We start from the raw sequence: 22212 nt of genomic DNA on the forward strand, positions 1-22212 counted from the left end.
TGCCGCGCCTATTCGGCGGGCATTTCAGAGGGCGTCAAGATGAATCGACCAAGCAACGATCCCGTTTCCATGTCGAGGACCAGGATCTGCGCGCAGGCTCCGGCGGCGGAATTCTCTGGTCCCAGCTGCAGGATCAGGCGATCGCCGGCCGCCGCCGTCGAGGTCACCCGGCACCCCGCGGGCACAGCTAACGCCGCCTCGCCGAAATTGGCTGGCGCAGGCGCAGGTGCTGATGCCGTGGGCGCGGGCTCTTCGGCCATTCCGCCGAGCCGGTTGTAGATAGTCACGACGACCACCGCCACGCCGGCGATGATCATGATCCCCATGATGATGACGAGTGCCTTGAGCGCCTGCATGGTTTCGGTCCAGTCTTGCCGCCATGACGGCGCCTCGAGAAAACAATCTGCGTGAGATCACCGCCGGGCCGGCCAGCGTCGGCCAGCGGCTCGACCGCATGCTTGCCGACGGCCTGTCCGACCTCTCCCGCAGCCGGGTCAAGGCGCTGGTGGAGGCGGGCCGGGTAACGGCGGGCGGCGTGACGATAACCGACCCCTCTTACCGGGTCAAACCCGGCCAAACTTTCGCCATCATGCTGCCGGACCCTGTGGCCGCGCTGCCCGCCGGGCAGGCCATCGCGCTCGACGTCGTCTATGAGGATGCCGATTTGATCGTCATCAACAAGCCCGCCGGCATGGTCGTCCATCCCGCCCCGGGAAACCCGGACGAGACGCTGGTCAACGCCCTGATCGCCCATTGCGGCAGCTCGCTGTCGGGGATCGGCGGCGTCCGGCGGCCGGGGATCGTCCACCGCCTCGACAAGGATACGAGCGGCCTCCTCGTCGCGGCTAAGAATGACGTGGCGCACCAGGCGCTGGCCGACGCCTTCGCGCGGCACGATGTCGAGCGGGCCTATTGGGCGGTGGTCTGGGGCATTCCCGCTCCGCGCGCGGGCGAGATCGCCGGCGCGATCGGCCGCCATCCGGTGAACCGCAAGAAAATGGCCGTCGTCAGTCGCGGCGGAAAGGCGGCACTGACCCGCTATCGGGTCCTGCGGCCGCTGGGCCCGGCGGTGAGCCTGGTGGAATGCCGGCTGGCCACCGGGCGGACGCATCAGATTCGCGTGCATCTGGCCTCGATCGGCCATCCCCTGATCGGCGATCCGGTCTATGGCCGGACGACCGCGGCGCGGCTCGGCCGGCTGGCTCCGGCGGCGCGCGCCGCGGTAGAGGGCATGAAACGCCAGGCCCTGCACGCCTTCCTGCTCGGATTCCGCCATCCGCGCACCGGTCTCCCACTTCGCTGGGAGGCCGAGATGCCGGCGGATATCCTAGGATTGACGCGCAGTTTAGAACAGATTTAAAAATTGACTATATCTGACCAGTTAGGTCATGTATGATTGACAGCAACGACGGCAGATACTAGTGCTCTTGAGTCTGAAGGGCCCCAGCGCGCTCGAGCGAGCGCCCGGAAAGTATCAAACCGGTAAGGTCCGGGCCAATCGTGCCCGGCGGCACGGTGCCGCACTGCATGAGGAGAGATGTAGCTATGGCCGTATCTCGATCGCTTCCGACACTGAACTCGGACAGCAACCTGTCGCGTTACCTGCAGGAGATTCGCCGGTTTCCGATGCTGGAGGCGGATGAGGAGTTCATGCTGGCAAAGAGCTGGCGCGAGCATGGCGACACCGATGCGGCGCACCAGCTCGTGACCAGCCATCTGCGGCTGGTCGCGAAGATCGCGATGGGCTATCGCGGCTACGGCCTGCCGATCAGCGAGCTGATCTCCGAGGGCAATGTCGGCATGATGCAGGCGGTCAAGCGGTTCGACCCCGACCGCGGCTTCCGCCTGGCGACCTATGCAATGTGGTGGATCCGCGCGGCGATCCAGGAATACATCCTGCATTCCTGGTCGCTGGTGAAGATGGGCACCACGGCGGCGCAGAAGAAGCTGTTCTTCAACCTGCGCAAGCTCAAGGGCCAGCTTCAGGCGATCGAGGAGGGCGACATGTCGCCGGAGAACGTCAAGGCGATCGCCGAGCGGCTGGACGTCCCCGAAGCGGATGTGATCAGCATGAACCGCCGGCTGGCCAGCCCCGACCATTCGCTGAACGCGCCGCTGCGCATCGACGGCGAGGGCGAGTGGCAGGACTGGCTGGTCGACGAGCAGGAGACGCAGGAGATCGCGCTCGCCGAGCGGGAGGAGCTGGGCAAGCGCCGCAAGCTGCTGACGCATGCGATGACCGCGCTGAACGAGCGCGAGCGCAACATCCTGACCGAGCGGCGGCTCAAGGACGAGCCGACGACGCTCGAGGATCTCAGCAAGGAATACGGCATCAGCCGCGAGCGGGTCCGCCAGATCGAGGTGCGCGCCTTCGAGAAGCTGCAGAAGTCGATCCGCAACGCCGCCTTGGAGCAGCGCCTGGGGACCGCCTGACGCCGTCGGGGCCGTTCCTTCGACGCAGACGGTTCAGCGTGACTCGTCCGCGCTCCGGCTTTCGGCGACGGCCGGTCCCCACTCTTCGACAAGCTCGCTCTGCAAAGCGCGCAGCTCCGCCAACCGAATCCGCTGCCTGGCGGCGCTAACTCTAGCCACGAGCACCGGCATCGTCAGATAGATGACCCAGCCAAGCGCGGCGCCGGCGAAGGCGCTCAACCAGCCAAAAAGGCTGGTGAGCACGTGGAAGGCCGCCTTAAGATCGTGACCGAGCATCCACAGCTCGATGAGAAAGACCAGGGCGCCGCAGAAATTCAGGGTGCCGACGGATAGGGCAAGGGATTTGTCGCGGCTTCGGTCGACATAGATGGCGACCGCCGTCGGCAGCATCGCGGGCGCCAGCACGATGCAGCTCGGCAACAGAATGAGAACCGCCGGCGCGAGGCAGAGCAGCGCGACCATCTTTCGCGTCGATCCGGATTTTCGCGTCGATGCCCGTTTTCGGCTGGTGCGACGGCTGCTGCTGGCGGTCATTCGGCTCGGCTCCCCAGAGGATCAGGTCTAGAGCGTCAGGAAAGCGGCGACGCCGAGCATTACGAACCCGGCGGTGATCCCCGACACCGCCGCAGCGGCCCGATGTGCCAATCTCGAAACTTGGTCCTGCGTCGCCTCCTCGCCCGCTTCTATCCTAGCCACCTCCCGCTGCGCCGCGGCATAGTGGATCCGGGCGCGGGCGAAGCCGTCCGAATCGCGCTTGCGGAGCTCGTGACTGTCGAGCAGCCGTACGAGGTCGGCGATCCAGCCACTCTCGGCAACCTCGGCGACCTTCCGCCGCAGGCTCTTTTGAAACGGCCGATACTGATAGCTGTCGATGATCGGCTGCGTCTGCGCCGCAAGCCAGGCGCGCAAGGCCGAGAAATCGCCGCCTCCCGCGGTTTCTTCTGCCACGGCCAGAAGGCGCAGGATCGCGAGCCGCCGCTGCGCCACATCGATGTTGGGCCGGAGCCAGTCAAGCTCGCGGTCGGCCGAGTTCTTCATCCGGGCCGCGATAAAGGCCGCGATATGCCGATCGATCGGCTCGCGCTCATGATCGCCGCGGGCCGCGACACGGTTGAGCGCCGGAAGAAGCTCGGCGACCTTCGAGACATATTCCTCTTCGAGCAGAGGGCTCCGGCAAGGAAGGCCTGGATTCAACTCATAGAGGCAGCGTTCGATACTGAAGCCGGCACCGGGCCGGTCGAGGAAATATCGCAGCATGTCGACGATCTTGCGCACCGGCATGAAGTCGAGACGAGTCTCGCCCTGCATCTCCATCCAGGCCTGCGGCAACTTGCCCTGGATCAGTTCGACGAAGGTCTGCGCCGCGCCCGACTGATCGAAGCTGGCGGCGAGAGCCGTTCCCATGCTGTCGATCCGGGCCGCAAAGCCTCGGTAGCGCATCGGCGCCCCAGGATCGAGCGCCATCAGCGCCCAGGCCAGCTGCAGATGGCCGGCGGCCTTCTTCCCGTCGCCTCCATCGAGCCTCGAAGTGCCCACTGCCAAACGTGTCGCCTGCGCCTCGTCGCCGTGGCTCCGCCGCAGCCATGCCTCGACCTCCCCGGCCTCGACGACACCGATCGCGCGATCCCAGCGCCGCGCCATCGCATGGGCCAGGGACGGCCTCGTCCAATAATCATTGCCGTCGAAGCGGAACGGCCGTCCCGCCCGCGGCGGCAGGTTGGGCGGATTGGGGCTGAGCCGCCGACCGTCGAGCCAAGCATCGAGCTGGTCGAAGGTCCAGCGAATATCGGTATTGTCGGCGAGAAGGCCGCGAAGCGCTTCCGTCATCGTCATGCTGAGGCGCATTTGCCCGGCAATGGCGGCAAAGGATCCTTGCGCGATCTTCGCCGCGATAACCGCGTCATCGTCCAGCGCGGCCATCGGATTGCGCCCGATGAGAAGTATGGCGAGCGTGACGCCGAGGGCGTAGAGGTCCTCGGTGAAGCTGCCGCCCCCCCGGCCGCCGGGGCTGGCCATGCCGCCCTCGATGGTCAGGAAGAGAACCGGCTGGTGGAAGCCGGGCGGCGCACTGCAGCTCTCTCCCAGCACTACTTCGCCCGCTGATCCGCTGCGAAAGAACAGATTATCGGGCCGGATCGCCCCATGGCTCAGGCCGACCAGCGCCATATCCTTGAGACCGGCCAGCACCGGGCGCAAAACGGTCTGCGTCACGGTGTCTTCGCTCATCGGCGGGAGCTCTGCCGAGAGTGACGGCATCAGCCGGTTGCCGCCGGGCGCCTCGAAAATCACGGCCGGCCACCGGCCCTTCTTCGGCCCGCCGTCGCTGCCCCCGTCGCTGCCATTGTCACCGGGCCAATCGATCACCCCCCAATCGACCGGCGGCAGAGGCTGCGGACGGTTAAGCCGGCGCAGGGCGGACAGCGGTTCCTCACGGAGGGGCAGATGCTTCGGATACAACAGCGCGAACAGCCGGCGCGTCGGTTCGCGGGAATCCCGGACGGCGAACGCCGGCGCCCCCGGCGAGGCAAGCTCGGGTATCGGGTGCGTCGGCAGGATCTCGTAGCGCCCGGCCAGCGTGACGATCGCCTCGGTTTCGGTCTGGACTCCCCCATCCTTCGCCATGGGGCGAGCTTCCCCCTTCCTGCGGTTTGAAGCGGGCGGTCCGCCCGCCCATGGGCAGTTAATCGCAGGAGGGCAAAGGGACGGTTAACGGCGCAGGATCGCCAAGACGATGTTTGCTTCTTGTTCTCAAGGCCGTTGGAGATTCAAGCCCCTCATCCCTCGACAAGCCCGGGATGAGGGGGAGACCTCATGCTGAGCCTCCTCACCCCCGAGCTTGTCGAGGGGCGAAGCATGAGGTTCGGGCTGGCCTATCGGATGGATCAGCCCTTAACTTTTTAGATGAGAGGACGATTCACTGATCAGGTTGACCCAACCTGATCGGATCGTGCTCTATCGGGCGGCGAAGGGATCATGCACGAGAATCGTGTCCTCGCGTTCCGGGCTGGTCGACAATAAGGCGACCGGCGTCTCGATCAACTCCTCGATACGGCGGACATACTTCACCGCGGTCGCGGGAAGCTGCGCCCAGGACCGCGCCCCGCGGGTCGATTCCGACCACCCCTCGAGCGTCTCGTAGATCGGCTCCGCCGCGGCCTGCGCCGCGGGAGAGGCCGGGAGATGATCGAACGCTTCGCCGTGAATCCGATAGCCGGTGCAGACCTTCAGGCTCTCGAACCCGTCGAGCACATCGAGCTTGGTGAGCGCGATGCCGTCGATGCCGCCGACCTTGACCGTCTGGCGCACCAGCGTCGCATCGAACCAGCCGCACCGCCGCGGCCGTCCTGTCACCACGCCGAACTCGCGCCCCCGCTCGCCGAGCAGGCGGCCGACCTCGTCCTGGAGCTCCGTCGGAAAGGGCCCGCTACCGACGCGGGTTGTGTAGGCCTTGGTGATGCCGAGCACATAGCCGACCGAGCCGACACCCAGCCCCGATCCGACCGCCGCCTGCCCCGAGACGGTGTTGGACGAGGTGACATAGGGATAGGTGCCGTGGTCGACATCGAGCATCAGCCCTTGCGCCCCCTCGAACAGGATCCGGTCGCCCCGGCGCCGGGCCGCATCGAGCCGCTGCCACGTATTGGCGACGAATGGCAGCAGTCGCGGCGTGATCTCGATCAGGGCGTGGAGCAGCTCCTGACGATCGATCTCCGGCGCCCCCAGCCCCCTCAGCAGCGCGTTGTGATGCAGTAGCAGCGCATCGACCCGTTCGCTGAGGCTCGGCAGGTCGGTCAGATCGCAGACGCGGATCGCGCGCCGCGCCACCTTGTCCTCATAGGCCGGGCCGATGCCGCGCCCTGTCGTGCCGATCTTGGCCGGCCCACGCGCCTCCTCCCGCAGCAAATCGAGCTTGCTGTGGAGGGGCAGAATCAGCGCGGCGTTCTCTGCGATCAGCAGGTTCTCGGGGGTAACCGCGACGCCCTGTTCGCGCAAGCCTTCGATCTCCCGGAACAGGGCCCAGGGATCGAGCACGACCCCATTGCCGATGATCGACAGCTTCCCCGAACGAACCACGCCGGACGGCAAGAGGCTGAGCTTGTAGGTGGTGCCGTCGATTACCAGCGTATGCCCGGCATTGTGCCCGCCCTGGAAGCGCACCACCACGTCGGCACGCTCCGAGAGCCAATCGACGATCTTGCCCTTTCCTTCGTCGCCCCACTGGGCGCCGACCACCGCGACGTTTGTCATGGCCGTTCCTCTTTCTTGGTGCCGCCGACCGCCTGGATCTCACCGTCGACGAGCGCATGGCTGCAGGCTTGCCGCCGGGCTTCGCGCCGCGGATCGGCCAGCCGGTCGAGACCGGCGACAGTGACCCAACCCTCTTCGCGCAGCCGGGCCGCGGTTGCACGTGGTGTCCCCGCGGGCACGAACACCCGCCGCGCCGCGATAGGCTGCGGCAGCGCCCGCAGCAGCGTATCCATATAAAGCGTGAAGCCGGTCGAAGACTCGGAATCGCCGCTGAGATAGCGGCCGCCCCGCCCCAGCTCGCCGCGCACCCGCCGGGCGAACAGGGTAAAGCTGACGCCGGTGTGATATTCGAAGCCCCGATGTTCGACCGGGTCGATCGTCAGGTTGAGATCGGGCGCGGCCGTGAGGATCAGGTCGACGACCTCGCCGAGATGGGCGCGCTCGGCCGCCGCCGTCGCAGGCAGGTCGAGCGCCTGCAGCGCCGCCATTGCCCTGCGTGCCGGTCCCGCCGCCCGCATCAAGGCAACGAACCGCGGCGCATGGCCGCCCGCGATGGCCTGGATCGCCGGGGCATCCTTGCGATCGAGCGTCGCGACGAGCGATCGCACCGTCGCATCGGCAAAACCCAGCCCCGACGCCAGGGCCGGGACCAGCGTGGGCAGGGTGAGGTCCACCGTCAGGTTCGGCACGCCGACGGCTTGCAGCGCCTCGGCCGCGACCAGCACGACCTCGGCATCGGCCCCCGCGGAGGCGCCGCCGATCAACTCGACTCCGGCCTGCCCCACCTGTCGTTCCGGCCGAAGCTGCGACCCTTTGATCCGCAAGGTCTGCCCGGCATAGCAAAGCCGCAGCGGCCGCGGCGCGTTCTGCAGGCGGGTCGCGGCGATGCGCGCGACCTGCGGGGTGATGTCGGCGCGCAGGCCCATCATGCGCTGCGAGACCGGGTCCATCAGCCGGAAGGTGTGCGCGGTCATCGCGGCCCCCGCGCCCGACAGCAGGCTCTCCTCGAACTCGATCAGCGGCGGCTTTACCTGTGCATAGCCCTGCGCCGTGAAGCCGGCGAGCAACCGCTCGACGACACGCGCTTCGAACGCGGCATCGGGCGGCAGGATGTCGCGCAGCCCGGCGGGCAGCAGCGCCATTTCACCGAATTCCTTCATCGTCGGGCAGGGTCCTCGCGGAACGGCTTTGCGGAAAGCCGAGCGGCGGTCGCTCGCGGCCCACCGCCGGCCGCAGCGTTACTACCCGGTTTGCCCCCAAACAGCAAGGCAGCCCTGGAGACCTCCGAAAGGAATTAAGCGACTCCGAGCGGAATCAGGCCCGATCAGGCGGGACTGGCGCAGGGCCGAGGGTCAGACGAAGATCCGCCCTTCCAGATACCGTACGGCACGGCCGGCGATCGTCACCCGCGCGCCATGATCCTCGCAGAACAGCTCGCCGCCACGGGTGGAGATCTGCCGCGCATGCAGGGAACTCCGGCCAAGCCGCTTCGCCCAATAAGGGGTCAGGATGCAATGCGCCGATCCGGTGACGGGATCCTCCGGAATCCCGGCCGCCGGCGCGAAGTAGCGGGAGACGAAGTCGACCTCGCGGCCGGCCGCCGTGGCGATTACGCCGTCCCTATCAAGCGCAGCGATCGCGGCCATGTCGGGCGCCAGCGCCGCGACCTCCGCCTCGTCGGCGAAGACGGCGAGATAGGACGAGGCGGCGAGCACTTCGCGCGGTGCCAGCCCGAGGGCCGCGGAAAGCGCCGGCGGCGTTGCGACCGGCTCCGGCGGACGCGCCGGGAAGTCCAGCACGAATAGATCGCCGCGCCGGGTCACTTCGAGCGGCCCGCTGCGGGTCTCGAACCGCATGTTCTCCGTGCCTGGCGCGAGGATCGTGGCGATGACGAAGCCCGTCGCAAGGGTGGCGTGGCCGCAGAGCGGAACTTCAACCGTCGGGGTGAACCAGCGCAGCCCGAATGCCGCACGCCCCGCGTCCCCGTCCTTGGGGACGAAGAAGGCCGTCTCGGCAAGATTGTTCTCGGCGGCGATCGCCTGCATCACCTCGTCCGGCAGCCACCGCTCGAGCGGGCAAACCGCCGCTGGATTGCCAGCGAACAGTCGGCTGGTGAAGGCATCGATCTGATAGATCGCAATCTCCATTCGGTCCTCCTTCAGGTTAGACCCCGTTGGCAAGTTAGGTGCGTTGACCTCAAACCCGCCAGAATGGCTTCGACGTCTCCGCCTCGACGTCGGCGCGCGAAAGCCCGACATCCTGCAGTAAGCGATCATCGAGCATCTGCAGGAATCGCCGCTGACGCGCTATCTCCATCCAAGACAGCAGCATATCGAAGGCAGCCCACAGAAGATCAGCCGCGGCCGGGCCGCGCCTATACTCCTTTCGGTCGGTGCTACCCTCGACTGGCGTGACTAATTGCCTGATTGTACCCATACAATCCTCCCGGCGACAAGCACATTGTCTGTTTCAACGAGAGACAATAAGTACAATTGACATCATTACCCGGTCAATGCTAACATTGTCACCATGACAATATGGAATCCCGACCTGAATGGGCGCGCCGGCCCACGCTATGTCGCCATCGCCGACGCGCTCGCCGCCGACATCCGGGCCGGACGGCTCGGCCGCGGCGCCCGTCTGCCGACCCATCGCGACCTTGCCTATCGGCTTGGCGTCACGGTCGGGACCGTAAGCCGGGCCTATGCCGAGGCGGAACGGCGCGGCTTGATCGGCGGCGAGGTGGGCCGCGGCACCTTCGTGCGCGACGGCATGGCGGCGGTACCGTCCTTCACCATGCTCGATCATGGTAGCGCCGAGGCGGCGGATGCCGGACCGGTCGATCTCAGCCTCAATTTTCCGGCGCGAAACGAGGGCGATGAGCTTTTGGCCGTGGCCCTGTCCGACTTGGCCGGGCAGCCGGGCATCGCGACGCTCCTGGATTATCAGCCGCACCGCGGCCTGCCGCGCCACCGCGCCGCTGGCGCCGACTGGCTCAAGCGCGCCGGGCTTCAGCTCTCGCCCGACCAGGTCGTGCTCACCGCCGGCGCCCAGCACGCCATGATGGTGGTCTTCAGCACCCTCACCCGGCCGGGCGATCTGATCCTGACCGAGGCCGCGACCTATCCCGGGATGAAGACTCTGGCGAATCTGCTCCATCTCCGCCTTCAGGGCTTGGCGATGGACGAGCAGGGGCTGCGCCCCGACGCCTTCGAGGCGGCGTGCCGCACCGCCTCCCCGCGCGTCCTTTATTGCCTCCCCAACATTCAGAATCCGACCGGCAGCCTGATGTCCGAGGAGCGCCGAAGCGCCATCGCGCGCATCGCCGAAGCGCATCAGGTCGCGGTAGTCGAGGATGACGTCTACGGATTTCTCGCCGAGGATGCGCCGCCGCCGCTTGTCACACGCCTGCCGCAGCTCGGTCACTATCTCACCAGCGTCTCGAAAGCGATGGCGCCGGGGTTGCGGGTCGGGTTCCTGGCGGCGCCGCCTGGAACCGAGGCGACGTTCGCCGCCGCGGTTCGGACGACCACCTGGATGACGACGCCGCTCAGCACTGAGATCGCCGCCAGATGGATCATCGACGGCACAGGTGACCGCCTCGCGCAGAGCCGACGCACGGAAAGTATCGTCCGGCAGGAAATCGCCCGCCGCATCCTCGCCGGGTTCGACTACGCCGCCCATCCGGCCGGCTTTCACGGCTGGCTGACTCTTCCGGAGCCCTGGCGCTCCGAGGAATTCACGGCGCAGGCGCGGCTCAAAGGCGTTCTGGTGACTCCGTCCGAAGCCTTCGCCGTAAGCCGTCCCAGCCCCCGCGCTGTGCGGCTATGCCTCAGCGCGGCGCGGACACGCGCCGACCTCGAGCGCGGGCTGCATCTCCTGGTCGATTTGCTGCGAACCGCGCCCGACGCCTATCTGTCGATCGTTTGAAGGCACCGTGAATACGCCCTCTCCCCTTGTGGCAGAGGGCGTTTAACGATCGGCAGCCTCGATCGCCTCGGCAATGTCGTCGACGACGCGGCCGATCAGCGCGGGATCCTCGCCCTCCGCCATCACGCGGATGAGCGGTTCGGTGCCCGATTTGCGGATCAGCAGCCGGCCCGATTGGCCCAGCACCGCTTCGCCGGCGCGGATCGCATCCTGGACCCGGGAATCGTCCAGCGGCGCTCCGCCATTGAAGCGCAGATTGCGCAGCAGTTGCGGCAAGGGCGAGAACAAGCGCCCCGCCTCGCTCGCCGGCCGCCCCGAGCGCACGATCTCCGCCAGCACCTGAAGCGCGGCGATCAGCCCGTCGCCGGTCGTCGCATAGTCGCTGAGGATGATATGCCCCGACTGCTCGCCGCCGATATTGAAGCCGCCGGCCCGCATATGCTCGACGACATAGCGATCGCCGACCGGCGTGCGCACCAGGGTCAGGCCGAGCGTGTCGAGATAGCGCTCGAGCCCGAGGTTCGACATAACGGTCGCGACGACCCCGCCGCCGGAGAGGCGGTCGGTCTCGGCCCAGGACCGCGCAACCAACGCCATCAGCTGATCGCCATCGAGGAGATTGCCATGCTCGTCGGCGACCATTAGACGGTCGGCATCGCCATCGACGGCGATGCCGAGATCGGCGCCATGCGTGATGACGGCGCTGCGCATGCTCTCGGTTGCCACCGCGCCGCAATTCCGGTTGATGTTGAGTCCGTCGGGCCCGACCGCCAGCGGGATGACCTCGGCCCCCAGTTCCCAGAGCACCGTGGGCGCGACCTTGTAGGCGGCGCCGTTCGCGCAGTCGACGACGATCTTCAGCCCTTCGAGGTTCAGGCCCTTGGGAAAGGTATTCTTGACGAACTCCATATAACGCCCCGGCGCGTCCTCCAGCCGCTTGGCCCGGCCCAGCCGCCCGGGCCGGGCGAGGGTCCAGCCGTCGACCTTGCCCAGGCGCGCCTCGATGGCGGCCTCGACCGAATCGGAGAGCTTGTAACCGTCCGGGCCGAACAGCTTGACACCATTGTCCTGATAGGGGTTGTGCGAGGCGGAGATCATGACGCCCAAATCGGCGCGCAGCGAGCGGGTCAGCATCGCCACCGCCGGCGTCGGCAGCGGCCCGAGCAGCATCACGTCCATGCCCATCGAAATGAAGCCGGCGGTGAGCGCCGGCTCCAGCATGTAGCCCGACAGACGCGTGTCCTTGCCGATGACGACCCGGTGAAGATGATCGCCCCGGGTGAATTGCGCGCCCGCGGCGAGTGCCACGCGCAAGGCGGTCTCGGCCGTCACCGGCTCGAGATTGGCCGTTCCCCGGATTCCATCGGTGCCGAAAAGCTGTCGCGTCATGCCCGTTCCGTTCCTGCCCGTAAAAGCTCGGGTTATAGCAGAACGGCTTCTTTGTTGCAGTTCCCTTAAGCCGGAGCGGGCTGGTCCGGCGTTTGGCCGCAGGTCGCAAGTCTCTCCCACACGGCGCGGGCTTGGAAGGTTTCGGCGACGTCGTGGACGCGCAGGATCTGCACCCCCTGCGACAGGCCGGCGAGACCGGCGGCAATCGATCCGGGGAACCGCCGCTTGGCTTCCTCCCCCCGGCTGACCCGACCGATGAAGCTCTTGCGGGAAACGCCGAGGAGAATCGGGCAGCCAAGATCGTGAAAAAGCGCCAGCCGCTCCATGATCTGGAAATTATGCTCGACTGTCTTGCCGAACCCGATGCCGGGGTCGAGGACGAGGCGGTCGCTCGCCAGCCCGGCGGCCTCGCAGGCGGCGATCCGCTCGACGAAGTGGTCGTAAAGATCGAGCGGCGCGTCGACATAGCGCGGATCCTGCTGCATCGTCTGCGGATCGCCCTGCATATGCATCAGCACGACGGCAACGCCGCTGCGCGCGGCAACGGCGAGGCTTTCGGGGTCGCCCGTCAGCGCGGTGATGTCGTTGATCAGCCGCGCGCCGGCCTCGACCGCGGCGGTCATGACCGCCGCGCGTCGGGTATCGATGGAGATGACGGCACCGCGCGCCGCAAGCGCGCGAACCACCGGGACGACGCGGCCGATCTCCGCCTCGACACCGACCGGCGCGGCGCCCGGCCGGGTCGATTCACCGCCGATATCGAGAATGTCGGCGCCGGCCTCGAGCAAGGCGACGCCTTGGGCGATCGCGGCGCCGGCCTCGGCGAAGTCGCCCCCATCGGAGAAACTGTCGGGGGTCACGTTGATTATGCCCATGATGATCGGCCTATCGACGCGAAGACCCGCCACCGCGGCGCGCGGCCTCGAGAGCCGACGCAGCCGATCCTCGAGCGCCGCCGCCAGCCCGGCGTCCGCCGCCCAATGCCGAAGATCGGCAAGACCGAACAGGGTTTCCGAACGCTCGGTGCCTCGGCGTCGAATCACGGTGCAGCCGGTGAAGGCGAGCGGACCGCCCGCGAGCCATTCCGCGGTGCCCTTACGGCGGGCATGGGCGGCAAGGCTGCCGCTCAGCAATCCGGCCGGTTGCAGATAGAAGGCGCCGTCGGGCGCACCCGGATCAAAGGAAGGGCCCCGCATGATGGCGGGGCCCTGTTCCGATGTCGTCATGGCCGACGCCCGATCAGGCGCCGGGTTGCGGCTCCGGCTCCAGCCCGCCGGGTCCCCTGCCCGGCTCCGCCGTCGGCCGTCCGCTGCTCGGCACCGACGAGCGCGGCTTGCTCTGCGGCGGCGGCTCGTTGCCGCCGGTCCGGATCGCCTCGCCACGCAGCAGCGCCTTGATCTCGTCGGCGCTCAGCGTCTCGTACTCCAGCAACGCCTTGGCGAGGACATGGAGGTCGTCGAGATGCTCGGTCAGGATCTGGCGCGCCGCGGCCTCGCCGCTCTCGACCAGCTGCCGTACCTCGTCGTCGATGATTCTGGCGGTGGCATCCGACACGTTCTTGCGCTGCGTCACCGAATGGCCGAGGAACACCTCCTCCTCGTTCTCGCTGTAGCGCAGGGGCCCGAGCTTGTCGCTGAACCCGAACTCCGTCACCATGCGCCGCGCCCAGTTGGTGGCCTGCTTTATATCATCGGACGCACCCGTCGTGACGTTCTCCTTGCCGAAGATCAGCTCCTCGGCGACGCGGCCGCCGAACAGGCTCGCCAGCTTCGACTCGATCTCCAGGCGGGAGAAGCTATAGCGGTCCCGCTCCGGCAGCCACATGGTGACGCCCAGCGCGCGGCCGCGCGGAATGATCGTCACCTTGTGCAGCGGCTCGTGCCCCTTCGCATACAGCATCACCAGGGCATGGCCGCCCTCGTGATAGGCGGTCAGGCGCTTCTCGTCCTCGGTCATCACCATGGAGCGCCGCTCGGCGCCCATCATGACCTTGTCCTTGGCCGCCTCGAAATCCAGCATCGTCACGACCCGCTTGCCGGCCCGCGCCGCAAGCAGCGCCGCCTCATTGACCAGGTTCGCCAGATCGGCACCCGAGAATCCGGGCGTTCCCCGGGCGATCACGCGGGCATCGACGTCCGGCGCCAGCGGCACCTTTCGCATATGCACCTTCAGGATCTGCTCGCGGCCGAGGATATCGGGGTTGGGAACCACGACCTGCCGGTCGAAGCGGCCGGGCCGCAAGAGCGCCGGATCGAGCACGTCCGGCCGGTTGGTCGCGGCGATCAGGATGACGCCGTCATTGGCCTCGAACCCGTCCATCTCGACGAGCAACTGGTTCAGCGTCTGCTCGCGCTCGTCATTGCCGCCGCCCAGGCCTGCTCCACGGTGGCGACCCACCGCGTCGATCTCGTCGATGAAGATGATGCAGGGTGCGTTCTTCTTCCCCTGCTCGAACATGTCGCGGACGCGGCTCGCGCCGACGCCGACGAACATCTCAACGAAATCCGAGCCGGAAATCGTGAAGAACGGCACGTTCGCCTCGCCCGCGATCGCACGCGCGAGTAGCGTCTTACCGGTGCCCGGGGGTCCGACCAGCAGGCAGCCCTTCGGAATCTTGCCGCCGAGGCGTTGGAACTTCTGCGGGTCGCGCAGGAATTCGACGATCTCCTGCAGCTCCTGCTTCGCCTCGTCGATGCCGGCGACGTCCTCGAAGGTGACGCGGCCGAGCTTCTCGGTAAGGAGACGGGCGCGGGACTTGCCGAAACCCATGGCCTTACCGCCGCCGGATTGCATCTGGCGCATGAAGAAGATCCAGACGCCGATCAGCAGCAGCATCGGGAACCAGGAGATCAGGATGCTGACCAGCGGATGGACCGGCTCCTCCTCGGGCGCCGCCGAAATATTCACGCCCCGATCCGCCAAGCGGTTAACCAAATTCGGATCGTTGGGGGCATAAGTCGTAAAGGCGCGACCGTCGGCCAGGTGCCCGCTGATGTTGTTGCCTTGAATCGTAACGTCGGAGACCTGGCCCTGCTCGACCTCGCCGATGAACTCCGAATACGCCATCTGGGACTGCGGTCCCCGCCCCGGCGACCCCTCGAAGAGGTTGAACAGGGCGATCAACAGCAGAGCAATGATGATCCAAAGAGCGAAGTTCTTGGTGAAATTCACGGATTCTGCCTCTTACAGTCGCGCAACGCAGGCGCTGGGCCAACGATGACGCCACTACGGTTAATCAATAAACGTGCTGCCGCTGATAACTTAGATAATGTGCCCCGCGCTTTAAGCAACTGTAAAGCGAGCCGTTGCGAGAGCTTGTGCCGGCGCATAGTCGAGCCGGGTGATTGCCGGGCCCGGCAACCCGTCCTGAGTCCGGTAACCAAAATGCGGCGCCGCCAAGACCCGCCCCTCGCGCCACAGCGCAGGAAGCGTCGGCCGAACGGCCGCGGGGATCGGCACAGGGCTCGGATTGTCGCGCAATGCCGGAGCGGCCGCGGCAATCTGGCGCCAGCCATCGGCACCCAGCCGGCGCAGCAGCAGCTCTCCCCCGTCGGCCCCGCGAGTCCTGGCCATGTGAACCGACGCCGCTTGGCTATCCTTGGTGCGACCGAACGCCACGACGAAGCGGCCATCCCAATGCAGCCGGGCACCGGGCGAGACGGGAAGCTCTTCAACGGCCTTGGCCGCCTCGCGGCAGACGAGCACGCCTCCACGATGGCATGAAAGCCGGCACCCCGCGAGGGTACGCGGCGGCGGCGCCTCGGTGCCGATCAGCACCGCATGCAGCCGTTCGAGTCGTTCGAGCCGCGGCGTATAGATCCCGCCGCCAACCGCAAGCAGGACGCGGGCAAGGGCACGGAGCGACGCCTCGCGCGGCGCCTCCGCTAAGGCGCTGGCGTCGAGACGGGCATAGCCGGCCGGGAAGAAAGCGACGGCGCGGGCCAGCAGCGCGGCGACCATGTCGTCGAGCGCGGCGCGCGCCCGGCCAAGCTGGCGTGCCGTGCCGGCGAGGCGATGCGCCGTCAGCCCGGCCGGAGCCAGGCTGGGCGCCAGAGCCGGCAGCTGCATCCGCAACCGTGCCCGCAGGTGGGCGGGGTTGCGGTTGGAGGGATCCTCGATCCATGCTTGGCCGCACGCCGCCAGGGTGTCCCGCAATCGGTCCCGCCCAATCGGCAGGAGCGGCCGGATCACACGCACCGCCGCTTCACCTTTCGTCTCGCCGACGGCAGCCATCGCCGCCAGCCCGTCGAGACCGCTCCCGCGGATCAGACGAAGCAGCAGCGTCTCGGCCTGGTCCTCCCGATGATGCGCGACGGCGAGGTGGAGCACCCCGTTCTGTCGGCACCATGCGCCGAGAAGCCGATAGCGCGCATGCCTGGCGGCATCCTGCAGTCCGCTCGCCGGGCGCGGACCGTCCCAACGAAGAATCCGGTGGCGAATATCCCGGGCAGCGAGCCAGCCGGCAACCTTCCGGGCTTCCGCCGTGGACTCCGGTCGCAATCGGTGATCGACGGTCAGCGCGACGACGTCGCCGCCATTCGCATCGGCCCAATCCCTGAGCAGCAAGGCGAGAGCCAAGCTGTCGGCGCCGCCCGACACGGCGACCGCGATCCGGGGTCCTGCTTCGAATGGCCCAACCGCCGCCATCAGCGCGTCGAACTCGTCACCTGCTATGGGCGCCCCGGATGCGGCCATTGGCGCGGCCCTTGGCGCCTCGGCCACACCGTCATACGGTCTGATCGACAATCACGAGCACCCGTTGCGCTGACCTTCGCGAGTCGCGCGCTCCTTCAGATTGCTGGGCGCGTCGGGGAACTGCCGACTCAGCTCCAGGAAGGCGCGGCAGGCATCATCCGTCTGGCCGATCTCCGCCAGCGACATGCCGAGCTTCAGCAGGTTGTCCGCCGCCTTGCTCCCCTCCGGATATTGCTGATAGCCCTCTGCGAAGGCGACGGCGGCCTGAGTATAGTCGCCCCGCACATAATAGGTTTCGCCGAGCCAATATTGCGCATTGCCGGCCAGTTCGTGGTTGGGATGGCGCTCGATGAAGCCCCTCAGCGCACTCTCCGCTTCGGCATAATTAGCCTGCCGAAGCAGGCCGAAGGCATAGTCGTACTGCTCTTCCGGCGTGCCGCCGCCCCGGTTGGCCGGCGCGGTCGATAAGGCAGCCGACTGGTTCTGGGTCGGAGCCTGCCCATTCTGAAGGCTGTCGAGCTGCTCTTGCGCCAGGACTCCCAGCGTCTGCGGGCCGGCACCCGCCACCACGGCAGGGTTCGATGCGGCAGCCGATGCATCCGAACTAGGCGCCGCTGTTCCGTCGGCGTCCGGCGCCTGCGCCATCGGCGTCCCTCCGCGCTGCTGTTCTATCGCGCGCAGTCGGAAATCGACATCGGCGATCAGCTTGTTCAGTCGATCGGTCAGCTGACGCACGCCGAAGGCCGCTTGCTCGACGCTGCCGGTGAGTTCCTGCAGCTGCGCCTCGAGCTGCTGCATGCGGATCTCCTGCCTCGCATCGAGGGGGCTGCCCCCCGCGCCTACCGCTGTTCCCGTCGGGCCGTTCGCTGCGCCCCCGGAATAGACCTGACGCTGCAGGTCGTTCAGTTCCCTCTGGAGGCGCGTCACCTGATCCGCCAGCGACCGAACATCGCCATCCTGGGCGTGCGCGGAGGGCGGCGCCAGGACGATCAAGCACCCGAACGCCAGAAATCCGGCCAGGAAGGCGGGAAGAACCCGGCTGCCGGCCACCGACGGACGATCCCGGTTTGTCATAGACATCGATACGCACTCCTGTCCGTGAGGTTGCGTTCCCGTGAGATTGCGTCCCTGACGGGGAGACTTGGCGAAGATTCTAGGCGAAATTGTGGCATGGCGGAATACCGGGGGCGGAATACCGGACGGATCCGCAGCCTGTTCCGACCTGAATGGGCTCGATATCGACGAGCCGAAGAGAACGCCAAAATGCAACGGGCACCTATCCGGCCTCAGTGCCAGACAGGCGCCCGTCAGCAACCATCGATGATGGCGTCAGTTCACAACGGTGACGCCGCGGCGATTCTGCGCCCAGGCGGCCTCGTTCGAACCGAGAACGGCCGGCCGTTCCTTGCCGTAGCTGATCGTCTGGATACGATTCGGGTCGATGCCCAGAGCGACCAGATAGTTCCGAGCGGAGTCGGCGCGACGCTCACCGAGCGCCAGGTTGTACTCGCGGGTACCGCGTTCGTCGGCATGACCTTCAACAGTCACCGTCACGTTCGGATTGGCCTTCAGCCAAGCAGCCTGCCGCTCGAGCTGCTCACGAGCCTCCGGGCGAAGATCATATTTGTCGAAATCGAAAAAGACACGATCGCCGACATTGACAACCAGATCTTCCTGCGTGCCGGGAACCACCCCTATTTCAGTCGTCCCTGCTGGTTCCGTCGTCTCTGTTGCCATCTGCGTATCGGTAGATGTCATCCCGCCGCCGGTCGTATCGGCCGTCGTCTTCGGCTGGGACGCGCAAGCGGACAACAACAGGGCCGCCGCAAAGATTGTCGCAAATTTAAGGCGCATTTTGGGACCTCTCACCCCTATCCCTTGACAAACAAAAACCCGGCAAGCCGGGGCCTTAAGAAAGAGTCAACGACACCAGCAAAAGTTGCGTCGCGCGTGCGGCCCGCTGACTTCTAACATCGGCGCAATATAGCCATACAAAGGTTAAGGAATCAAGGGCGACCAAGCCGGATCAGATGCATCGAGAGGCGTTGGCAATTCACGCTCGTTGAAGCCCGTAAGATCGATGGTATAGACCCGAGTCCGCGCTCCGCGACCCTGGGAATCGCCTGGAGTCTGCCGAAAAAAAGCCAACACGCGACCGTTCGGGGCCCAGGTCGGTCCCTCGACCAGATAACCTTCGGTCAGCAGGCGCTCGCCGCTGCCGTCCGGGCGCATCACACCAATATAGAATTTTCCATCGGCGAGCCGCGTGAAGGCGATCAAATCGCCGCGCGGAGACCACACCGGTGTCGCATAGCGGCCGCGCCCATGGCTGATCCGCTGCACATTGCCGCCGTTCGCATCCATTACATAGAGCTGCTGACTGCCACCGCGATCGGAGTTGAAGACGATCCTCGTTCCGTCCGGTGAGTAGCTCGGCGAGGTATCGATCGACGGATGGTTGGTCAGCCGGGTCACCTGCCGGGTGCGGAGATCCATCGTATAGATCTCGGAATTGCCGGAAGTCGCGAGGCTCATGATGACCCGATTGCCGTCGGGCGAGAATCGCGGTGCGAACGTCATGCCGGGGAAGTCGCCGAGAACCTCCTGTTGCCCGGTCTGGATGTTGAACAGATAGACCCGCGGCTGATCGCCGACATAGGCGAGATAGGTGATTTCTTGTGTGCTCGGCGAGAAGCGGGGGGTGAGCACCAGATTGCTGCCGTCGGTCAGGAACCGGTGATTCGCACCGTCCTGGTCCATGATCGCGAGCCGTTTGACCCGGCGGTCCGCCGGCCCCGACTCTGCGATATAGACGATTCGGGTATCGAAATATCCGTCCTCCCCGGTCATCCGCTTGTAGATCGCGTCGGAGATGGTGTGTGCGATGCGCCGCCAGTTCTCGACCGGCGTCGTATAGCCGAGGCCGGTCATCTGCTGCTCGCCAAGGACGTCCCACAGGCGAAACTCGACTCGCAGGCGCCCGTCGGGCTGCACCTGCGCGCTACCGCTCACCAGCGCGGAGGCATTGATCACCCTCCAGTCGCCGAAGCGCGGCTGGATCCGCAAGGCCTCGGGCGTCTGGATGAAGGCCCGCTTGTCGATCGGCGCGAACAGGCCCGAACGCTCCAGATTGGCGGTGACCACGGCGGAAATGTCGGCGCCGACTTTCGCATCGGACGGCGCGGCGCCGTAGAAATCCGTGATCGCGATCGGCAATGGCTCGACCTGCCCGCGCGTGATGTCGATGCGCAGCTCGTCCTGCGCCGATGCCGGCGTCACCAAGCACAGCAAAAGAAGCCACGCGACACCGGTGATCGTTGTCCGTCCAATCCGAAGCATTCTCATAGACCCAACATCTCTCTTGCGTTGAAAACCAATGTCACTTCTTTCCACGTGGCGTACTTCTTCTGCGGAATTTTCAGCGGGCTGCATTTCAGGACGGCGCGCCGCGCGCTTTCCGCCACGACTCTGTAAAGCTTGTCGCTGTTATAGCGGTTTTGGTCTTTCCAATAGGCCCGGTTCACCGATCCGTCGGGATTCAGCGTGGTGACGATCTCGACGGTGATGTCCTCGATCCCCTTCATGCCGGGATCGACGATCCAGCAGCGCTCTATCTGAGCGCGAATCGCATCGATTTCGCTGACGGTCAGCGGTTCGCTCGACAGGTTCCGGTCCTCCGCCGCGGCCGCGGGCGTCGGTTCCGGCGAGGGCTCCGGCTCCGCGGCAGCCTGCTGCTTCAGCTTCTCGACGTTCTTCAGTACGGACGTGAAGCTCCTCTCCTCGGGTTCCTCTTCCTCCGGCTCCTCGGGCTTGTTCTCGGCGACCTTCTTCTCCGCCGTCTTCTTAGGCGGCTCCGGCTTCACCTGCGGCACCGGCAGAGGCTCCGCTTTCGCCACCTCGGGCTCCGGCTCGGGCGTTTGCTTCGGCTCCGGTACGGGCTCGGGCGGCGGCGGCGCGACCACCGGTTCCGGCTCGGGCGGCGCGGGTTCCTGCTCCGGTTCCACCGCCGGCGCGGGCGGCGGCTCCTGCTGCGCCTCGGGCTTGGGCGGTTCGGGATCCGGCGGTTCCGGTTTCTGCGGTTCCGGCTTCACGGGCTTCGGCGCCGGCTTTTCTTCCTGCTTCGGCGGCGTCGTCACGTCGGCGATATCCACCACCTGAACGGAAATCGGCTGTTGGGTCTCGGTCGGGGCAAAGAGGGACGGCAGCCCGAAAAAGGCGATCAAGGTGACCGCCAGGTGCAACAGACCCGAGAAGAGAGCGCCTTTACGCATCGCTGTTAGTCGGTGGCCGTCAAAGCTGCGGCTTGCTCCGGCGGCCGCTCGGCGATCAGCGCAACCTGGGTGAAGCCGGCTGAGGTGATGGTCCCCATCACCTCCATGATCCGGCCATAGGCGATGCCGCGGTCGCCCCGCAGGAAGATCCGCGTATCGACCTTGTTCTGCGTGATCGCCGCCAGCCGCGCCACCAGGCTATCGAGCTCGATCTCGGTTTCCTGAATGAAGACCTTGCCCGCGGCGTCGACCGTGATGACCAGCGGCTCCTGCGGGTCGCTGAGCACGTCGGCCTTCGTCTGCGGCAGGTTGACGGGGATGCCGGCCGTGAGCAACGGCGCCGTCACCATGAACACGATGAGCAGCACCAGCATCACGTCGACCAGCGGCGTGACGTTGATCTCGCTCATCGGGCGGTAGCCGCCCTTGCGGTGGAAGCGTCTGCTGCCGCCCCCGCCGCCGCCCTTGAGGCTAACGGCCATGCTACCGCCGCTCCTCGAGCTGCCGCGACAGAATGGCGCCGAACTCGCCGGCGAAGGCTTCGAGGCGATGCGCATACCGGCCGATATCGCCGCTCAGCTTGTTGTAGGCGAGCACCGCGGGAATCGCGGCAACCAGGCCAAGCGCGGTCGCGAACAGCGCCTCGGCGATGCCGGGCGCCACGACGGCGAGGCTCGTGTTCTTCGACGCGGCGATCGAGGCGAAACTGTTCATGATCCCCCACACCGTCCCGAACAGCCCGATGAACGGTGCCGCCGATCCGACCGAAGCCAGGAAGATCATGTGCCGCTCGAGCTGCTCCATCTCGCGGCCGAGCGTGATATCCATCACCCGCTCGATCCGCTCCTGCAGGCCGGCGCGCAGATTGTCGGTGGCGAGCACGCCTTTCGCGGCGGCGCGACGCCACTCGCGCATCGCGGCGACGAAGACCGACGCCATCGGATCGGGCGGCCGATTGCCGAGCCGGTCGAACAGATCCTCGAGCGACCCGCCCGACCAGAACGACTCCTCGAACTGCTTGGCCTGGCGGCGCAGCCGGCGAATGCGCATGGACTTGTCGAAGATGATCGCCCAGGTCCAGAAGGAGGCGACGATCAGCAGCAGGATCACCGCCTTGACGATCAGGTCGGCCTGCAGGAACAGGCTCCAGACCGTCAGGTCGTGCATCGGAACGGATCCGGCCAGGGCCGCCGCATCAACCGGCACGGATGGGGCCGCCGTGGCCGCATCAAGCTGATTTTCCATC

General features: G+C 66.6%; 20 protein-coding genes. 3 read left to right on the forward strand and 17 right to left on the reverse strand.

What is annotated here, in order from left to right:
* Positions 1-8 precede the first annotated feature (8 nt).
* Positions 9-356 carry a DUF6476 family protein gene (locus tag DT069_RS10305; protein ID WP_119460226.1) on the reverse strand — a complete coding sequence of 116 codons (348 nt, stop codon included), beginning with the start codon at positions 354-356 and terminating at the stop codon, positions 9-11.
* Between the two features lie 23 nt (positions 357-379).
* Here DT069_RS10305 and DT069_RS10310 point away from each other — a divergent pair, with 23 nt between their 5' ends.
* Positions 380-1360 (forward strand): RluA family pseudouridine synthase, encoded by a 981-nt coding sequence (locus DT069_RS10310; protein WP_119460227.1) that lies wholly within the window; start codon positions 380-382, stop codon positions 1358-1360.
* A 185-nt stretch (positions 1361-1545) separates the two neighbouring features.
* Positions 1546-2433, forward strand: a complete 888-nt coding sequence (rpoH, locus tag DT069_RS10315) for an RNA polymerase sigma factor RpoH (protein ID WP_119460228.1) — start codon at positions 1546-1548, stop codon at positions 2431-2433.
* Between the two features lie 33 nt (positions 2434-2466).
* On the opposite strand, the gene DT069_RS10320 is transcribed toward rpoH, so the two are convergent.
* The 6 genes from DT069_RS10320 to DT069_RS10350 all read right to left on the reverse strand — a co-directional run bounded on the left by DT069_RS10320 (position 2467) and on the right by DT069_RS10350 (position 9012).
* Positions 2467-2967, reverse strand: coding sequence for a hypothetical protein (locus DT069_RS10320; RefSeq protein WP_162913117.1), 501 nt, complete (start codon positions 2965-2967; stop codon positions 2467-2469).
* A 27-nt stretch (positions 2968-2994) separates the two neighbouring features.
* Entirely contained in the window at positions 2995-5055 is a 2061-nt protein-coding gene (locus tag DT069_RS10330) for a protein kinase family protein (protein WP_119460231.1), read from the reverse strand.
* A 330-nt stretch (positions 5056-5385) separates the two neighbouring features.
* The gene (locus tag DT069_RS10335; protein WP_119460232.1) at positions 5386-6681 is read right to left on the reverse strand and encodes an adenylosuccinate synthase; all 1296 of its coding nucleotides are present in this window, start codon (positions 6679-6681) and stop codon (positions 5386-5388) included.
* Complete coding sequence (locus tag DT069_RS10340) at positions 6678-7841, reverse strand: ATP phosphoribosyltransferase regulatory subunit (protein ID WP_119460233.1); 1164 nt, start codon at positions 7839-7841, stop codon at positions 6678-6680. Before DT069_RS10340 ends, DT069_RS10335 begins: the two co-directional genes overlap by 4 nt.
* Before the next feature lie 192 nt (positions 7842-8033).
* The gene (locus DT069_RS10345) at positions 8034-8828 is read right to left on the reverse strand and encodes a PhzF family phenazine biosynthesis protein (RefSeq protein ID WP_119460234.1); all 795 of its coding nucleotides are present in this window, start codon (positions 8826-8828) and stop codon (positions 8034-8036) included.
* A 49-nt stretch (positions 8829-8877) separates the two neighbouring features.
* Positions 8878-9012 carry a DUF1127 domain-containing protein gene (locus tag DT069_RS10350; protein WP_119460443.1) on the reverse strand — a complete coding sequence of 45 codons (135 nt, stop codon included), beginning with the start codon at positions 9010-9012 and terminating at the stop codon, positions 8878-8880.
* Between the two features lie 198 nt (positions 9013-9210).
* Here DT069_RS10350 and ehuR point away from each other — a divergent pair, with 198 nt between their 5' ends.
* A complete protein-coding gene (gene ehuR / locus DT069_RS10355) occupies positions 9211-10611 on the forward strand; it encodes a MocR-like ectoine utilization transcription factor EhuR (protein ID WP_119460235.1) in 1401 nt (466 codons plus the stop codon).
* A gap of 42 nt (positions 10612-10653) precedes the next feature.
* Here the strand turns inward: ehuR and glmM are convergent, their stop codons facing one another.
* The 10 genes from glmM to tolQ all read right to left on the reverse strand — a co-directional run bounded on the left by glmM (position 10654) and on the right by tolQ (position 22211).
* The gene (gene glmM / locus DT069_RS10360; RefSeq protein WP_119460236.1) at positions 10654-12000 is read right to left on the reverse strand and encodes a phosphoglucosamine mutase; all 1347 of its coding nucleotides are present in this window, start codon (positions 11998-12000) and stop codon (positions 10654-10656) included.
* 65 nt (positions 12001-12065) lie between these two features.
* On the reverse strand, positions 12066-13226 hold the full coding sequence (gene folP, locus DT069_RS10365) for a dihydropteroate synthase (RefSeq protein WP_119460237.1): 1161 nt from the start codon (positions 13224-13226) through the stop codon (positions 12066-12068).
* A 13-nt stretch (positions 13227-13239) separates the two neighbouring features.
* On the reverse strand, positions 13240-15171 hold the full coding sequence (ftsH, locus tag DT069_RS10370) for an ATP-dependent zinc metalloprotease FtsH (RefSeq protein ID WP_119460238.1): 1932 nt from the start codon (positions 15169-15171) through the stop codon (positions 13240-13242).
* Positions 15172-15282: 111 nt separating this feature from the next.
* Positions 15283-16746 (reverse strand): tRNA lysidine(34) synthetase TilS, encoded by a 1464-nt coding sequence (gene tilS, locus DT069_RS10375; RefSeq protein WP_162913118.1) that lies wholly within the window; start codon positions 16744-16746, stop codon positions 15283-15285.
* The gene (ybgF, locus tag DT069_RS10380; protein ID WP_119460240.1) at positions 16747-17775 is read right to left on the reverse strand and encodes a tol-pal system protein YbgF; all 1029 of its coding nucleotides are present in this window, start codon (positions 17773-17775) and stop codon (positions 16747-16749) included.
* A gap of 249 nt (positions 17776-18024) precedes the next feature.
* The gene (gene pal / locus DT069_RS10385; RefSeq protein WP_119460241.1) at positions 18025-18549 is read right to left on the reverse strand and encodes a peptidoglycan-associated lipoprotein Pal; all 525 of its coding nucleotides are present in this window, start codon (positions 18547-18549) and stop codon (positions 18025-18027) included.
* A 144-nt stretch (positions 18550-18693) separates the two neighbouring features.
* On the reverse strand, positions 18694-20034 hold the full coding sequence (tolB, locus tag DT069_RS10390) for a Tol-Pal system beta propeller repeat protein TolB (RefSeq protein WP_425450147.1): 1341 nt from the start codon (positions 20032-20034) through the stop codon (positions 18694-18696).
* A 2-nt stretch (positions 20035-20036) separates the two neighbouring features.
* On the reverse strand, positions 20037-20966 hold the full coding sequence (locus tag DT069_RS10395) for a cell envelope integrity TolA family protein (RefSeq protein ID WP_119460243.1): 930 nt from the start codon (positions 20964-20966) through the stop codon (positions 20037-20039).
* Between the two features lie 5 nt (positions 20967-20971).
* Positions 20972-21448 (reverse strand): protein TolR, encoded by a 477-nt coding sequence (tolR, locus tag DT069_RS10400; RefSeq protein ID WP_119460244.1) that lies wholly within the window; start codon positions 21446-21448, stop codon positions 20972-20974.
* Between the two features lies 1 nt (position 21449).
* Positions 21450-22211 (reverse strand): protein TolQ, encoded by a 762-nt coding sequence (gene tolQ, locus DT069_RS10405; RefSeq protein WP_119460245.1) that lies wholly within the window; start codon positions 22209-22211, stop codon positions 21450-21452.
* Position 22212 lies beyond the last annotated feature (1 nt).

It is taken from the genome of Virgifigura deserti, assembly GCA_003576685.1.
Classification (GTDB): Bacteria; Pseudomonadota; Alphaproteobacteria; order Dongiales; family Dongiaceae; genus Virgifigura; species Virgifigura deserti.

What these genes read in the sequence shown, in the direction of transcription:
- DT069_RS10305 (WP_119460226.1), bottom strand. Translation starts at nt 356, where the DNA reads ATGCAGGCGCTCAAGGCACTCGTCATCATCATGGGGATCATGATCATC.
- DT069_RS10310 (WP_119460227.1), top strand. Translation starts at nt 380, where the DNA reads ATGACGGCGCCTCGAGAAAACAATCTGCGTGAGATCACCGCCGGGCCG.
- rpoH (WP_119460228.1), top strand. Translation starts at nt 1,546, where the DNA reads ATGGCCGTATCTCGATCGCTTCCGACACTGAACTCGGACAGCAACCTG.
- DT069_RS10320 (WP_162913117.1), bottom strand. Translation starts at nt 2,967, where the DNA reads ATGACCGCCAGCAGCAGCCGTCGCACCAGCCGAAAACGGGCATCGACG.
- DT069_RS10330 (WP_119460231.1), bottom strand. Translation starts at nt 5,055, where the DNA reads ATGGCGAAGGATGGGGGAGTCCAGACCGAAACCGAGGCGATCGTCACG.
- DT069_RS10335 (WP_119460232.1), bottom strand. Translation starts at nt 6,681, where the DNA reads ATGACAAACGTCGCGGTGGTCGGCGCCCAGTGGGGCGACGAAGGAAAG.
- DT069_RS10340 (WP_119460233.1), bottom strand. Translation starts at nt 7,841, where the DNA reads ATGAAGGAATTCGGTGAAATGGCGCTGCTGCCCGCCGGGCTGCGCGAC.
- DT069_RS10345 (WP_119460234.1), bottom strand. Translation starts at nt 8,828, where the DNA reads ATGGAGATTGCGATCTATCAGATCGATGCCTTCACCAGCCGACTGTTC.
- DT069_RS10350 (WP_119460443.1), bottom strand. Translation starts at nt 9,012, where the DNA reads ATGCTGCTGTCTTGGATGGAGATAGCGCGTCAGCGGCGATTCCTGCAG.
- ehuR (WP_119460235.1), top strand. Translation starts at nt 9,211, where the DNA reads ATGACAATATGGAATCCCGACCTGAATGGGCGCGCCGGCCCACGCTAT.
- glmM (WP_119460236.1), bottom strand. Translation starts at nt 12,000, where the DNA reads ATGACGCGACAGCTTTTCGGCACCGATGGAATCCGGGGAACGGCCAAT.
- folP (WP_119460237.1), bottom strand. Translation starts at nt 13,226, where the DNA reads ATGACGACATCGGAACAGGGCCCCGCCATCATGCGGGGCCCTTCCTTT.
- ybgF (WP_119460240.1), bottom strand. Translation starts at nt 17,775, where the DNA reads ATGTCTATGACAAACCGGGATCGTCCGTCGGTGGCCGGCAGCCGGGTT.
- pal (WP_119460241.1), bottom strand. Translation starts at nt 18,549, where the DNA reads ATGCGCCTTAAATTTGCGACAATCTTTGCGGCGGCCCTGTTGTTGTCC.
- tolB (WP_425450147.1), bottom strand. Translation starts at nt 20,034, where the DNA reads ATGCTTCGGATTGGACGGACAACGATCACCGGTGTCGCGTGGCTTCTT.
- DT069_RS10395 (WP_119460243.1), bottom strand. Translation starts at nt 20,966, where the DNA reads ATGCGTAAAGGCGCTCTCTTCTCGGGTCTGTTGCACCTGGCGGTCACC.
- tolR (WP_119460244.1), bottom strand. Translation starts at nt 21,448, where the DNA reads ATGGCCGTTAGCCTCAAGGGCGGCGGCGGGGGCGGCAGCAGACGCTTC.
- tolQ (WP_119460245.1), bottom strand. Translation starts at nt 22,211, where the DNA reads ATGGAAAATCAGCTTGATGCGGCCACGGCGGCCCCATCCGTGCCGGTT.